Source organism: Streptomyces sp. PTL18 (genome assembly GCF_059510295.1).
Map to the genome: position 1 here is coordinate 90,115 of NZ_JCAJZO010000014.1, position 13,977 is coordinate 104,091.

The following is a 13,977-nucleotide window of genomic DNA, read 5'->3' on the forward strand; positions in this document are numbered from 1 at the left end:
GAAGCGCGGGATGACCGTCCGGCCCCGGTGCTGCTGTGGGACGGCATGGTGGTGCCGGGGGCACTTGTCGAGGAACTGGCAGCGGCTCTGGACCTGTTGGAGGCGTACGGGCTTGGCACGGTGGTGCCGTCGGGGCGGCGTCCGGCAGGGTTGTCGCGGGGGGTGTGGGCGGTCCGTGACGTGGCCCGGCAGGCGGCGGTGCAGTTCCGGGCGCAGCAGGAGGCACATGCGACTTCCGCAGACGTAAGCGCCCCGGGCGTGACGGTTCTTGCGCCTGCGCAATCACCCGCACAGTCGACCTCAGAGATCACGACCGAACAGGCCGCGACGATCCTCGGAGTGACCGAGGCCCGGGTCCGCCAGCTCGCAGCAGCAGGCGGTATCGAGGGCCGTAAGGCGAGCCGGAACATCTGGCTTCTCAGCTCCGAGTCGGTGCGCGCCTACGCGCACCGAAGGGGCGAACATCATGGCGAGCACACTCACCGCGGCGGACATCGCGGGCCAACTGCAGCAGGCGCAGCGTGAAGCCAACGAGCTGGGGACCGAACTCGCTCGTCTGATGGGCGAGCTGGAGCAGGCGGCCGAGGCGAAGGACTACGGCCGGGCTGCCAAGCTGAAGCAGCAGGCGGACGCTCTGCGGCCGCGCGCGATGCTCGCCGACAGCCAGGCACAGGCGATCCTGCAGACCCTGGAGGGCCTGCAGGAGCATGCCCGGCAGGAGCGTGCCGCGCAATTCGAGGAGGAGCGGCAGGAGCGCGCCCGTGAGGCGCACGCCGCCGTCACGGCCTCGGAGAAGGAAGCGGTCGCCGAGTCCGAGCGACTGCTGGCCCGGGCGAAGGAGCAGCTGGCGGCCGCGCGCGAGTCGCTGCGGGCCGCGCTGGCCGCCGAGGCCACGGCCGGCCACCACCGGCAGGAGGCCTATCAGATCGCCGTCGACGCGGAGTGGCAGCAGCCGTCAGCGTTCGGTGTGGCGATGCCCAACGCTGTTGAGGCCGCCATCGAGTACCGGCCGCTGCTGCGGGCCGTTCTGCAAGCCACCGAGTAGCCACCGGGGCCGCGCGACGTACGGGCGTCAAAGTCGCCCGCAGCGGCCTTCATGGTGGACCGCTGTCGGGATCCAAGGGCGAGGAGCGGGGTGCCTCCTTTCTCCCCCGCCGTGATCCGTCCTGCGCCACCACGTCGCGCGGCCCTCAACGCCCTCACCCTCACGCCCTCACCTTCCCCTGTCTGTTCGAGCGGCCGAGGAGCCGATCATGAGCAACGCATCAGAGTCGACGTGGCCGGACCCGATGCCGCGTCTGCGGCGGATCGCCGCCGAGTGGGAGGAGGCCGGCCGCGGTGTTGACCGGCCCACCCAGGTGGCCCGCGTGAAGGCGGCCCGCGCCGCGCGGGCCCGGCGCGCGCAGGAGTCCCGTATCAAGGCTGCTGTTGACAAGGCCGTCCGTGAGGTGCTGGCCGGGCCCGAGTTTGGGCGGGCTGTGGACCGGCTGACGGAGTCGGTGCAGCCTGAGCCCCCGGCGTCGGCCCCTCCTCCGACCGTGGTGGCGGTGCCTGATCGGCCGCTGCATGAGATGACGTTGGAGGAGTGGCGGGCGCACAGCCGGGCGTACTGGGAGGGGCGGCAGGCCGCGCCGTATCGGCCGCTGACGATCGGGGAGTTGACGGCCGGCCGGTACGACACGGACGTGAGGCGGTAGCGGGATGGCGAACCCCAAGTTGTCCACGCTCGTCGACGCGTTCGCGGCGACCGCCCTGAACACGGTCGTCTGGAACAGTGTCAGCGGCACCGTCACCCTCGACACCGTCAACGATCAGGTTCTCCTCGCTGTAGGCACCACGAGTGGGACGTACACGAACCTGGGGGCGGTCGGCCCGTACGACGCGACGGGCTCCTACCTGTACGCGCAGGTGACGCCACCGCCGAACGGCAACGGCGGCATCACTACCTACATGAAGCTGCAGAAGGACTCCAGCAACCAGCTTCAGATGCAGCTGACCGGCAGCACCTTCCAGGTCTACTTGCAGACCGCCGGAACATGGTCGCTCGCCGCGACGCTGCCCACCTATGATCCGCACCAGCACCGCTGGTGGCGCATCTCGGAGGCGTCCGGCAGCTTTCTGATCGCGACGTCGCCGGACGGCTACAACTGGATCACGCAGGCCACCATCGCCTACACGTGGTCGGCCGTCGCGGTGCAGGCGTGGTTCCAGACCGGTGTGGGGGACACGGAGCCATCCGGGCTGGCCGCGACGATCGCCCACGTCAACATCACCACCGTGGCGCCGGGTCAGACGAATCTGAACTGGCCGGGCCTCGAGGTCGCGTGGGCGCCGTACTGGAACTGCAACGGCGGCGACCTGCCCCTGGACCGGTACGTCGAGGTCACCTCCCGCACCCGCGGGCAGACCAGCATCCAGCGCGGCCGGCAGTACGAGCTGGACCAGGTCCGCTCCGGTGAGCTGCGCGCCGAGCTCGTCAACACGGACGGTGCGCTCGACCCGAACAACACGTCGGGCCCGTGGTACGGGCACGTCCAGCCGTACCAGCCCTACAGGGTGCGGGCGCAGTGGCCGCCGACCCGGAACTTGTTGGACCAGGTCATGGCCACGGGTGGGGACCTCGGCGGGTACGGCCTGGGCACGATCCCGCAGGGCTCTGCGGGTGCGGACATTTTCAGCGTGACGGACTCGACCGGCGGCTCTTTTGTGGCGTCGTCGTCGGCGTGGCAGGGCTCGACGGTCATGCAGTTCACCGTGCCGTCCGGGTCTGCGGCCGCCTCCCGCGTCTGCCACACGCCCCGCTGGTCGGTGATCCCCGGCCAGACGTACACGGTGACGCTGCAGGTCCGGGATGTGACCGCGTCCACGAGCCTCAGTGTGCAGGCGTTCCTCGGCTGGTACACCATCGGTTCCGGCGCTCCGACGTCTTTCACCTACGGCACGACCGCAACCCTCACCGGATCGACGACGGCCGGATGGACGACGATCACCGTTACCGGGACTGCCCCGTCCAACGCGGCAGGCCTCGACTGTGGGGTGGCGCTGGCTTCGACCGCGGCGGCGACTGCCTCGTTGCAGGTGGACGGCTGGCAGTTGGAGAAGGGGTCGACGTCGACGACGTGGACGTGCCCGGGCGTCACCTATCCGATGTACGGCGGGTTCGTGGAGCGGTGGCCGCCCCAGTGGGCCATGAACGGGACCTATGGCACAGTCCAGCCGACTGCTGTCGATGCTCTATCCCTGCTGAGCCAGGTGCAACTTGCGGACCCGTTGACGGAGGAGATCAACTCCCACAGCCCGCGGTTCCTGTACACGCTGGGCGACCCGTCCGGGTCGACCATGTTCACGGACAGCACCGGCAACAACCCGGCCGCACCAGTGGCCAACAGCAAGTATGGTGCGGGCTCCCTCACCGCCGGCACCCAGATCACGTCGGCGAGCAGTGGCGGCGCCTACGCCGGCAGCTCGGACACCGTCGTCACGATCAGCAACGCCAACCCGGGCCAAGCACTGGCGAGTCCGGCGACGTTCATCTCCCTGTCGAGCGCCGGAGTCAAGGGGCCGGCGACGGACGCATGGGCGCGTATGGTTGCTTTCCGCTACACGGGGCCAACGCCCACGAGCGACGCGTTCCTTTGGTCTGCCATGGACGCGCAACAGGGCTCTAGGGTCTATCTGTACATCGATTCATCAGGCCATTTGCTGTTCGGGCTGGCAGGCCCGAGCACGGGCACGCTGGCCACAATGCCAGCTGGCACAACGAACGTAGCGGACTCTAACTGGCATCTTGCGATCTTTGGGCACAACCCGACGACAAGCGACGCGTTCGTGAGCCTCGACGGCGTGATGTACCCATACACCACCCTGGGGTCCACCTTCCAGCCCACAGGAGTGATCGCCGATAACCTTGGTGGGTTCGTCGATGTGACGGTCGGAAACGGAACGGCGACGAACTATAAGGGGGACCTCTCTTTCGCGGCGGAGTTCCCCGTCTACCTCAGCACCACCGCGGTCTCGAACCTGTACACGGCGTGGAAGTCGTCCTGCTCGGGAGAGTCGACGGACGCCCGCTATGCGCGCATTCTGCGCTATGCGGGCTACATCGGGCTGTCGAGCGTCCAGACAGGCCTCACGACGTCCATGGGGCCGGCCTCCTTCAACGGGCAGGACGCCCTGTCGGCGTTGCAGAGCGTCGTGGACACCGAAAACGGGGAGCACTTCGTCGCCCGCGACGGCACCCTGACGTTCCGCAGCCGGTCCACCCGCTACAACGCGCTCACACCGTCGCTGACTTTCGGGGAGAACACGGCAGCTGGCGAGATCCCCTATGAGGACTGCCAACTGGACTACGACCCCACCCACCTGTCCAACCTGGTCACCATCACCCAAGCCAGCACGAACCAGACGTTCATCGCCCAGGACAGCACCAGCCAGACCAACTACTTCCCCAGGTCACTGACCCGCACCGTCAACTCGTCGTCCGCTCTGGAATGCCAGGACGCCGCCAGCTACCTCCTCAGCAGGTACAAGAACGCCCTCACCCGCGTCCAGTCGCTGAAGGTGCACCCGAGCGCCAACCCGGCCCTGTGGCCCACCTTGCTCAACCTCGAGCTGGGCACCCGCGTCCGCGTCATGCGACGCCCCCCAAGCCCAGCACCCGCGATCCAAGTCGACTGCTTCGTCGAAGCAATCCAGTGGGACTGGGACAACCAGGGCGAAGCTTTCGTGACGCTGCAATGCTCGCCCGCAGACCTCACCCCCTACGCCCTTTTCGCGGCCTTCCACACCACCCTGGCCGTCAGTCCGCCAGTCGGTTCCACGACGATCACCATCAACGCGGGAGCCGACAACACCAACCCGGCCGCCGCCCAGATCGGGCAAGGCCAGCAGCTCGTGCTCGGGCTCGGCACCGCCAACCAGGAGACCGTCACCGTCCTCAGCGTCGCCACCACCAGCGCGGGCTGGTCAACGGTCGCCGTCACGCTGCAGGCCGCGACGACCAAGAGCCACAGCTCGGGCGACATCGTGTGCGAGCCCCTGCCGTCCGGGGTCACGGACCCGACCACCTACGACGGTTCGGCGAAGTTCGACGCCGTTAATTTCGCCTACTAAGAGGCGTCGCGTCCGCTCGGGACTGACCGGGGCCCTGGGACGGGCCCCGGCTTCTTCACGCTCTAGCAACAACAGCGCGCGCTCCGTAAACAGCTGCCATTCTGGCTGCACGCATCATCCGCACCACCGAGGGGGGCCTCGTGCGCCGTATCGTCCTGCTCGTTCCCGCCGTCTTGTTTGCCGCCGCCTGCAGCAGCGGCACACCGGGTGCAGCGCCAACTGCCATCGACGGCAGCATCCCGCTCAGGAAAACCGCCAAAAGCACCACGACGAGCAGCCACTCCGCCGCCGCGCCCACCCACAAGGTGCGCACTACGGCCAAACCGAAGCCGTCGACGTCGCCGAAGGAATGTCCGTCTGCCGGGGACGTCATCGTGTGGATGAGGGTGCCCGGTGTGCCCGACACGGCGCAGGAGCTGGGCGGTAGCGGCGGAGCGGACTGCGAGTCCACGTTCAAACTGATTCAGCGCACGTCACCGACCGTGCCCGGGACCTGCACCCAAGTGGCGTGGGCGTCCGACAATCCGGGGTACAACGTCGACGCCGACCGGGCCCCACGCCTGAAGAAGGTGCAGGTGTCCGTCGGCCCCGCCTGCTGAGACCGAGGCGCAGCACGAGCGCAGCGGATTACGCTGCCATCGTCCCGCCAGAGGGTGGTCGGGACTTGCCGGGGCCTTCGATGGGCTCCGGCTCCGACATGACCGCTGGGGGGCAGCGTGAGCAACTGCACGGCGACCACGACCAAAGGGACCCGTTGCCGGAAGCCGCAGATGGCCTGGTACGGCATCGGCCCGCATCCGGGGGTCTGCGAGCTGCACGCCACGCCGGAGCAGAAGGCCGCCTCCACGGCCGCCCTGGACGTCCCCGTTGACATCGCGACCGCGGATCCCGCTGCCGTGTTCCCCGGGGTGTCCATCACGCCTCAGCGGCTCATCTGCGATGCCCCGGGCGGCTGGGTCGCCAAGATCCGCGGCACCAACGAGAAGTACGTGTACGCCCGTACATTCCTCAACCGCAGCCACACGAGCGGGCAGGGCTACGGGTGGCCGCTTCCTGGAAACGGCTTGTACGAGTGCCGGGAGATCGGCCCGCTCGGCCGGTTCTCGGGCTTCTTCGTCGTGAAGGGCATCTTCAGCCGCAAAGTGCAGCTGGTGACCCCGGAGAAGGCCGCGCGGCTGGCCCGCCGGATGGGACCGAAGCCCTCCGAGTGACCCGCGGTCGGCACTCCCGTACGAGCACGTCCCGCTTCTGGCGCTGTCGGTGGCGGGGCGGAGAATCGTCAGATGGAGTTCTCTGGCGAAGAAACCGAGCTTTACGCGGCGCAGGCGCCGGTCATGCAGGCAGCGTGGGCGTTCGCTGGCCCCTTCTGGGTCGACCACGACATGCGGGCCGCGTGGCGGGCCACGCATCCGACGCTCCGCCGTTGCTGGACGCAGATGTGGCTGATGCCGCTACGCGATCGGGCGCGCGCCGATGGGTACGACCCTGACGAGGTCGTCGAGGCGTTCGCCGCGGATGACGTTGACCACGAGTTGTGGGAGCCGTTCGCTCGCACGCAGCTCCAGCACGCCACGCTGCCAGTCGACCGGGAGACGTGGGGTATCAAGGTGAACCCGGACGTCGTCGCCCCGGACGTGATGCTTGTACGTCTGCTGCCCGTTCCAGCCAGCGGTGTCCTCCAACCCGGTGAGATATACGCCGTGGTGCCGCTTTTGATGCAGTACGACGATGGGCCCGGGTGGCGGCTGCTGAACTGGGTCAGCGAGCAGGTCCCCGTGCCTGGGTGGCCTCCGCAGATGGGCGCATAGACGCCGACGGCCCGCTGCCGGGTGGTGCAGCGGGCCGTGCGCGCGGCGCCCAGGAGACGCCATGAGGGTCAGAGACAAGTCTAGGCGCCCGGGCTGGTCATGGGCGCAGAACGAAGCCCGCCCCGCCAGAGGTTTCCGGTCCTCCAGACGGGGCGGGTGGTCCCCTCACCGCGGTTTCCGGTCCACGGCAAGGGGAGCTTGCGGCTACTCAACGGCAGCGGTGGGCAGCGGACGGCTTGGGGAGTCCAGCCAGACGCGTTGCCCGGCGGCGGTCAGGGTGACGCCGAAGCGTTCCCGGCCCGGCCGCCCGTGCGCTGCCCAGAGCTCGTGCGCGGCCTCCACCGCGTCCCACAGCGCCCGCGGCCCGGCCTGCCGCACAATCCCGCCCTCGGCCCGCGCCCAGGCCCCGTCACCGCCCCACAGCTCCACAGCCGCCACCCGTCCCTCGTCGTCGCGCTCGAGGGCGAACGCCGTACCTGGCGCGGCCAGGGACACGACGAAGCGAAACGCGTCGTCCTCGTCGAACACCACCAGGTCAAGGTTCGTCGGCCGTTCGCTCGCCGCGTCCGACCGGCCGGGATGCGGCGCAGTACCAGTGGTGCCGGCGTCGCGCACGCTCATGAAGTACGAGCGCTCCGGCAGGAACCGGCCCTCGGCGCGCCCGTCGTAGCTGAAGACCAGGCGCACCACGCCCCAGCCCAGCGGGCACACGATCACACCGCCCGGCCTGACTTGTTCCAGCCACGGGGCCGGGATCGTGGTGAAGCCGCAGGTGGCGATCAGCCGGTCGTACGGTGCCCGGGCCGGGTACCCGTCGCGGCCGTCCCCGGCGACGACGAGCGGGGTGTATCCGCAGCGCCGCAGCCTGCTCCTCGCCAGCTGCGCCAGTACCGGGTCCACCTCCACCGTGACGACCTGGTGGCTGCCGAGCCGCTCAGACAGGAGCGCCGCGTTGTAGCCGGTGCCAGTGGCCACCTCGAGCACCCGGTGCCCGTCCGAGACGTCGAGGGCCTGCAGCATGGCCAGCATCAGGCCGGGTGCCGTGGACGACGAGGTGGCCACGCCGTCGGTCATCTGCGTCGCCAGCGCGTCGTCCGCGTACACCAGGTCAAGCCAGTCCGGATCGGCGAACAGCACGTGCCGGGGCGCGCCGTCGGCCAGGGTCCAGAACTCCGGCACGAACGGGTGCCGCGGCACGGTCTCGAACACCTTGCGCCACGTCGGGTCGTACAGCTGCCCGCTGGCCCGGAGGTCGTCGGCCAGGGCCGCGCGCAGATGCTCGGCGCGCTGTTCGGTCTGCGTCGTCATGGTCGTTCCTTGGCGAGTATGTCAGCGATGTGCGCGGCGATCGGCAGGCCCGTCTTGTTCTGGATCCAGGACCACTCTCCGGACGGGTTGCACTCGAACATCACCCAGTCGCCGGCCGGGGTGACGGCGAAGTCGAACGCGCCGAAGTTCAGCCGGAAGTGCTCCATCCAGCCGAGCACGCCCGCACGCACCTGGTCCGGGACTTTGCACACGTCGTAGGTGAGCGCGTCGTAGTCGCTGCGCCAGTCGACCCGGGCCGCGTCGCTGCCGGCGTGGATCTCGGCAGCGAACAGGTCCGTGCCGACGGCTGTGAGGCGCACCTCGTGGGACTTGGGGATCCATTCCTGGAACAGGTGGGCTGTCAGGGTCACGGAGTCGTCGATGGTGTCGGGGTCGACCACGTGGGTGGGCACTCCGGTGCGGCGGCCGTCCGGGTACTCCAGCGGGCCACCCATGAGCGGCTTGCAGATCACCCGGCCGCCCACGTCCTGGCAGAAACTCCGCGCGGCCGCCGGGTCCGTGGTGATCAGAGAGCGGGGCGTGCGAAGCCCGTGCGCCGCGGCCACGGGGAGCTGGCCCGGCTTGTGGGAGGCGATGCCGTCCACGTCCGGCCGGTTCACCCACGTCACCGGCAGCGCGTACAGCATGCCCAACAGGCCGGCGAGCGCCTGCTCCTTGGCCCACGCGCGGTGGGGCTCCTGCAGCTCCTCGGAGACGGCTGGAAGGCGGGGCCGCCTGTAGTAGACGGCCCCCACCTCCTCCAGCCGCACGGATCGATGTTCGTCGGCCAGGACCCCCGCCCAGGGTGCTGCGGCGTGTTCGACGGACAGGGACATGGCCTGGGGGAAGTCCCCCATGTCGAACCGCATCACCGGCACGCGCCGGATCGTCAGCTCGTCCACCACTAGGTCCGCCGCGGGGTCCAGTTCCTTCGTGACGACCAGCACCGGGCCGCCGGACAGGCGCTGTGTCACCGCATCAGGTACGGGTCGGAGGTGTCGTCGTTCTTGCTGTCCCAGTTCGTGTTGGTGCAGCTCCCGGCCAGGGTGGCGGAGCGGCTCCAAAGGGCGCCGGAGCCGTCCGTCATGACGTTGACCTGCCGTGCCGGGTCATAGGCGAACGATCCTGCCTCGAGGGTCACGGTGTACGGGGTGCGCTCGGCGCGGGCGCCGAACGGGATCGCTGCTGCGGTGGGCATGGGCATGCTTCGTCTTCTCCTTGGGGTGATGGTGCTCGGACCTGCGGTCGGGCGTAGAGGTCCGCAGGGGCCGCCCGCCCCCACTTGCACGGGGTACGGGGGCGGGCGGGAGTGCAGGGCGGTCGCTGTGTTGCTCGCCGTCGCGGCCGCCCTTCCCGGTGTGCCTGTCGCGCAGCAGGCGCACCGGGGGTTTCAGAGCCGTGTGCCCACGGCGATCGTGTCGCAGCCCGCCAGCCGGGCCAGCGATCGCAGGACAATCGCCAACCGCCGTTCGTCGAGTTCCTCGACCCAAGTGAGCGACGTCTGCCGGCCGCCGACCATGCCCGCGACGAGGGTGAGGAACGCCCGTTCCCCGTCGGTGAGAGGCAGGGTGTACAGGCGGCCTGCGAAGTGCGCCCACTGGCACGTCATCGTGCCGTTCTCTTTGGTCACCAAGGCCGATCGCACGTTGGGGCGGCCGAGGAGTTGTTCCTCGTCGACGAGGGCCTGCACGGCGGCCCGCTCGCGGGGGTTCCGGGCCGACTTCAGGAGCAGCTCGCCGAGCGGCGGGACGTCGTCCTCGTCGGAGGCTGCGGGGCTGGTCTGGGCGGTCGTCGTCATGTGGATGTCTCCGCGGGGCGTCGGTACCCGCCCGGGCCGAGCGCGGCGCCGAGGAGTACGGGATCGGTGAGCCGGCCTGAGCCGTCCGGCCGTTCCAGCCACACCCGTTCGTTCGGCGGGTACAGGACGGGCGGGACTTTCAGGACCCAGCCGGGTGGGTGCACGGTGACGAGGCGTATGTCGTTGAGGAGGTCGCCAACGTCGGTCGGCAGCAGCCACCACGCCCGCTCGGTGGAGACGTCCGCCAGGACGGGGCCGAGCTGCCGGGCCTTGATCCGACCCATGATTTCGACGGACCGCAGGAGCGGCACCTCGGCGGCCAGCCAGTGCGCGCCGGTGGTGAAGGGGGCAAGTTCCTCGGCGTCCCACGCGCGTCGTACGTCGGTGGGGCGCGGCGTGCAGGTCAGGAGCCAGTCCTGGCCCGCCTGCCGAAGGGTGAGGGCGGGCTTTGTGGCCATGACCAGGACGGTAGGGATGGGCGAGAATCAGCGGCCGGGCTGATTCGCGAATATTCGCCTAGTGTCCGGAGCGATTCGCGGTGATGCTCACGCGAGGTCGGCGGCCTGGGCGCGGGCCCGGGCCAGCAGCCTGCGTGCCTGCGCGCCGTACACGGCCGCCGCGGCGAGTGTGTCCCACACGCGGCGGTACAGGGTGACGGTGTCGGGGTCGTCCAGCCAGAGTTCGGCGTGCCAGTCCTCGACGATGGCGAGGCGGTCGTCGTACAGCCAGAACGCGTTGGCCGGCGGGATGGCGAGCTGCGCACCGAAGGGCACGATGCCCAGTTGCACGGTGTCCAGGCCGATGACGGACGTCAGCCGGTCCATCTGCCCGGCGAGGACGTCGCGGGGCGCCACAGCGGCGTACAGGGCCGCTTCCCACAGCAGGACGTGGAAGACCCGGCCGGGCTCGTACAGCAGCTGCTGGCGGGCGATGCGGGCGCGGACGGCGTCCTCGACGTCACGGGGCGACTGCTGGAGTTCGGCGTAGCGGGTGAAGATGTGCCGGGCGTAGTCCGCGGTCTGCAGGATGCCGACGACCATCGCGCCTTCCCACGCCCGCAGGTGGGTGGAGCGTTCGTACTCGACGGTGAGGACGTCCTGCACGGGCCGGTGCCCGGCGCTCAGTTGGCGGCGCCACGACCGGGTGTGGGTCTCCAGCCCCTGCAGGCGGGCGGTGAGTTCCTCGGCGGCCGTCGGGTGGCCGGTGGCAGTAGCCCACGCTGTGAGGTCTTCCGGGGTGGCGGTCTGCCGGCCGGTCTCCAGCTTGGACACCTTGGCCTGCGGCCAGCCCAGCAGGCCTGCCAGATCGCGTTGCGTGCGCTGGCCGCGCAGCTCGCGGAGCCGGCGGCCGAGCGCCTCGCGGGCCTGCTGGAAGTCCGTTGCCACAGCAGGGAAGTTACCCGCGGTCGTGGTCGTACGGCACGGCGTGGTGCCACGCAGCCTCGCGGGCCTGCGCGTAGCGCAGCACCTCCACGGGGTTGGTGATCAGCTCCACTCCCGTCATCTCGTCGGCGTCGTTGAACTGCAGCAGGGCGACCACGCGGGCGTCGAAGATCCAGAAGTCGTCGCGTGGCAGCTGCAGCTCGTCGGCCAGGCTGCGGGGCAGGACGCGGATGGTCTCGCCGGCGGCCGTGTTCCGGCGGGCGTTGTCGAGTAGGTACCGCTGTCCTGGGGTCGGGGGCTCATCGAGGATCCGCACGCGCTCGAACCGTTTGCCGAGGGCGGTCTGCTCCCGTCGCTCGCGACACCACGGGTCGTCGAGGTCCCAGTCGACGGATCCGGTCGCGAGGAACTGCCGGTAGGTGTCCTGCTGCACGTCCCAGGCGTAGCGGCGGCGGGTCTCCAGCCTCCACGCCGAGTGCTTCAGCGTGGTGAACATGCCGTCGAACTCTTCGAAGCCGATCATCTGGGGCACGTGGACAGCCTCGCGGGGGCCGAAGTTCGCGAGCAGCTCGCGGGGGACGACGACCGCGCTCTCCGTATCGGCGAGGTTGTCGAGCTGGGCGAGTTCGTCGGGATCGGTGATGCGGTCGCCTTGAACGACGTAGTCACCGCCCGGGGTGGTGTAGAGGGTGGGGCAACCGTTGTTGCCGCTGTTGGTGCCGACTTTCCACAGGCGCCTGGTCATGGCGTGTATCCCTTCGGTGGGTTGGCTGCCGGGCACCGTAGCCCGGGGCGTCTGGGCGGCAACAGGGCGCCGTGGCGGGGCTGCGGCGGACGGTCGCGTTCTGATCGTGAAGGCCACCGACGCGCTGTGCTGAACGCCGCAGGTCCGTACACCCGCGATCGAGTGACATCAACTCTGATCAAACCGGTCACTTGGTGGGGAAGATTCCCAAAAGGCCGAGATGGACGGGATCCGAGATGCACACCATGTCCGACAGCCGGGTGCCCGCCGAAGCCCCGACCCTCGACGAGATCCGCACCTGGCCGGCCACGGTCACCGTGCCGAAGGCCGCCGCCGCGATGGGCATCTCCAAGAGCCACCTGCACGCGCTGATCAAGCGCGGCGAGTCGCCGGTCAGAACGCTTCCCGTCGGGGGCGTCCGCCGCGTGATCACCGCCTCGCTCCTGCGGCTACTGGAGGCCCCTTGAGCGTGGACCACCACGACTCGCACGTATCGAGGGGACACCGCATTGACGCAAGCCCGACGACGGCTCAGGTATTGCGCGGTTCCCATGGGTAGATCTCGTGCTCGGGGTCCCACCAGAGCACATGGAAGACGTTGCCCTCCATGAAGCCGTACAGGCGGGGCTTCTTCCACACCCTGAAGCGGCCGATCTTCGTCATGTCGCCTAGCTGTAGCTCTTCCAGTCGCCGCAGGGCCTCAGGCAGGAGCTCGCTCGGAAGGTCGTACTCGGTGTAGACGCTTGACTCGCGGAGCTCCTGAACGGTCATCGTCTCGAACCCCACGAGACGATCGACGATGGCGTTCCACTTATCCATCGTGAGGTTCTGCAAGCCCCAACGGCCTTGCATGTCGGCGTGCTTGAACCTCCAGCAGACCCGTTCATGCGAACTGCCCGCGCCGGGGAGTTTTCCCCGCGCGGGCAGCACTATCGGCTTGCCCTGGGTCGGCTTGCTCGGAGCCGCCAGACGCTTCTTAGGTCTTCCCACCCCGCCCCGGTCTCCCTGTCAGTCGTCGGCGCCCGTGGAGACCAGCCGAGAGAAGTACTCAAAGAGGTCGTCGTCGCTGAGCTCCTCGTTGGACCGCTCCAGCTCGCGAGCCCCGGTCCGCCGACGGGCCAAGTCCCAAGGGCCGTCGGCCTGATGGCTCATCTCGGAGAGCTGGTGGGCGGTGTACTGGTTGAGGCTCTTAAGAACGATGTCTACCGACTCTCGCTGGCCGCTGGTCAGCGCGTCGGGGTCACCGGGGATGTCGCCCTTGTTAAGGGTGAACCTCCCGCGGTGGTGAAAGTAGAGCGCCGGCGCTACCGGGCCGTTGGCCCACGCCTCAAAACGCTCCTCGAACATCTGCTCGTCCTCCCACGCCAGGTGGTAGCCGTAGGCGAAGTAGCAGAGCTTTTGCAGCTTCATGGCCGACATCGGGGCAGCCCTCGCCAGGATGTATGCCGCCACGTCGTGGACCGTTCCCATGGTTGCCCCCTTTCGTCTCGTCTCATCCACGGTAGCCCAGTCGCGCCTCACGCGAGCGGGTGGGTGGCGTAGCGAGCGAGACAGTCCCCCAGACAGCCCCAGCGTATCGACCGCCTGTGACACCCGTAAGTGGGCGGGTGAAGGTGTGGACAACAGGCAAGTATTCGAACCTTTAGGCGGACGAATGGTCGGCGGTTTCAGAGAGGGGGCGATTTCGGATCACCAGCCATGGCGACTCCCCTCCCGCAGCGGGTTGCATGCCTCGCGCACGAGGGCCCGAAACCCGAAACTTCCCAGCTCAGGCCCGATGTCAGGGGCGAAACCGGTTTCGGGTCGGGGTGAAACCTCAACCGC

17 protein-coding genes are annotated in these 13,977 nt (G+C 69.2%); 8 read left to right on the forward strand and 9 right to left on the reverse strand.

Annotated features, from left to right (window positions below; all coding sequences use genetic code 11):
- Window positions 1-27 precede the first annotated feature (27 nt).
- The 7 genes from AC5WS8_RS24760 (at window position 28) to AC5WS8_RS24790 (ending at window position 6,920) form a co-directional block, all read left to right on the forward strand.
- The gene (locus tag AC5WS8_RS24760) at window positions 28-525 is read left to right on the forward strand and encodes a helix-turn-helix domain-containing protein (RefSeq protein ID WP_496105654.1); all 498 of its coding nucleotides are present in this window, start codon (window positions 28-30) and stop codon (window positions 523-525) included.
- Window positions 467-1,045, forward strand: coding sequence for a hypothetical protein (locus AC5WS8_RS24765; RefSeq protein WP_496105655.1), 579 nt, complete (start codon window positions 467-469; stop codon window positions 1,043-1,045). Before AC5WS8_RS24760 ends, AC5WS8_RS24765 begins: the two co-directional genes overlap by 59 nt.
- Before the next feature lie 208 nt (window positions 1,046-1,253).
- Entirely contained in the window at window positions 1,254-1,697 is a 444-nt protein-coding gene (locus AC5WS8_RS24770) for a hypothetical protein (RefSeq protein ID WP_496105656.1), read from the forward strand.
- A 4-nt stretch (window positions 1,698-1,701) separates the two neighbouring features.
- Complete coding sequence (locus AC5WS8_RS24775; protein WP_496105657.1) at window positions 1,702-5,112, forward strand: hypothetical protein; 3,411 nt, start codon at window positions 1,702-1,704, stop codon at window positions 5,110-5,112.
- 140 nt (window positions 5,113-5,252) lie between these two features.
- Window positions 5,253-5,711 (forward strand): hypothetical protein, encoded by a 459-nt coding sequence (locus AC5WS8_RS24780; RefSeq protein WP_496105658.1) that lies wholly within the window; start codon window positions 5,253-5,255, stop codon window positions 5,709-5,711.
- A 117-nt stretch (window positions 5,712-5,828) separates the two neighbouring features.
- Window positions 5,829-6,323, forward strand: a complete 495-nt coding sequence (locus tag AC5WS8_RS24785; RefSeq protein WP_496105659.1) for a hypothetical protein — start codon at window positions 5,829-5,831, stop codon at window positions 6,321-6,323.
- Between the two features lie 72 nt (window positions 6,324-6,395).
- On the forward strand, window positions 6,396-6,920 hold the full coding sequence (locus AC5WS8_RS24790; protein ID WP_496105660.1) for a hypothetical protein: 525 nt from the start codon (window positions 6,396-6,398) through the stop codon (window positions 6,918-6,920).
- 204 nt (window positions 6,921-7,124) lie between these two features.
- On the opposite strand, the gene AC5WS8_RS24795 is transcribed toward AC5WS8_RS24790, so the two are convergent.
- From AC5WS8_RS24795 to AC5WS8_RS24825, 7 genes are all read right to left on the reverse strand, one after another.
- Window positions 7,125-8,228 carry a methyltransferase domain-containing protein gene (locus tag AC5WS8_RS24795; protein WP_496105661.1) on the reverse strand — a complete coding sequence of 368 codons (1,104 nt, stop codon included), beginning with the start codon at window positions 8,226-8,228 and terminating at the stop codon, window positions 7,125-7,127.
- The gene (tgmB, locus tag AC5WS8_RS24800; RefSeq protein ID WP_496105662.1) at window positions 8,225-9,202 is read right to left on the reverse strand and encodes an ATP-grasp ribosomal peptide maturase; all 978 of its coding nucleotides are present in this window, start codon (window positions 9,200-9,202) and stop codon (window positions 8,225-8,227) included. Before tgmB ends, AC5WS8_RS24795 begins: the two co-directional genes overlap by 4 nt.
- Entirely contained in the window at window positions 9,199-9,432 is a 234-nt protein-coding gene (gene tgmA / locus AC5WS8_RS24805) for a putative ATP-grasp-modified RiPP (RefSeq protein ID WP_496105663.1), read from the reverse strand. The genes tgmB and tgmA overlap by 4 nt, the downstream gene beginning before the upstream one ends.
- Window positions 9,433-9,618: 186 nt before the next feature.
- Window positions 9,619-10,026, reverse strand: a complete 408-nt coding sequence (locus tag AC5WS8_RS24810; protein WP_496105664.1) for a hypothetical protein — start codon at window positions 10,024-10,026, stop codon at window positions 9,619-9,621.
- On the reverse strand, window positions 10,023-10,484 hold the full coding sequence (locus AC5WS8_RS24815; protein ID WP_496105665.1) for a hypothetical protein: 462 nt from the start codon (window positions 10,482-10,484) through the stop codon (window positions 10,023-10,025). Before AC5WS8_RS24815 ends, AC5WS8_RS24810 begins: the two co-directional genes overlap by 4 nt.
- Window positions 10,485-10,571: 87 nt before the next feature.
- On the reverse strand, window positions 10,572-11,411 hold the full coding sequence (locus AC5WS8_RS24820) for a helix-turn-helix domain-containing protein (protein WP_496105666.1): 840 nt from the start codon (window positions 11,409-11,411) through the stop codon (window positions 10,572-10,574).
- Between the two features lie 10 nt (window positions 11,412-11,421).
- Window positions 11,422-12,153: a DUF6879 family protein gene (locus tag AC5WS8_RS24825; protein ID WP_496105667.1), complete on the reverse strand. Its 732-nt coding sequence runs from the start codon at window positions 12,151-12,153 to the stop codon at window positions 11,422-11,424.
- Between the two features lie 236 nt (window positions 12,154-12,389).
- Between AC5WS8_RS24825 and AC5WS8_RS24830 the strand changes: the two genes are divergently transcribed.
- Complete coding sequence (locus tag AC5WS8_RS24830; RefSeq protein ID WP_496105668.1) at window positions 12,390-12,620, forward strand: helix-turn-helix domain-containing protein; 231 nt, start codon at window positions 12,390-12,392, stop codon at window positions 12,618-12,620.
- A gap of 64 nt (window positions 12,621-12,684) precedes the next feature.
- Here the strand turns inward: AC5WS8_RS24830 and AC5WS8_RS24835 are convergent, their stop codons facing one another.
- The gene (locus AC5WS8_RS24835; RefSeq protein ID WP_496105669.1) at window positions 12,685-13,143 is read right to left on the reverse strand and encodes a hypothetical protein; all 459 of its coding nucleotides are present in this window, start codon (window positions 13,141-13,143) and stop codon (window positions 12,685-12,687) included.
- An 18-nt stretch (window positions 13,144-13,161) separates the two neighbouring features.
- Complete coding sequence (locus tag AC5WS8_RS24840; RefSeq protein WP_496105670.1) at window positions 13,162-13,623, reverse strand: Panacea domain-containing protein; 462 nt, start codon at window positions 13,621-13,623, stop codon at window positions 13,162-13,164.
- Window positions 13,624-13,977: the final 354 nt, after the last annotated feature.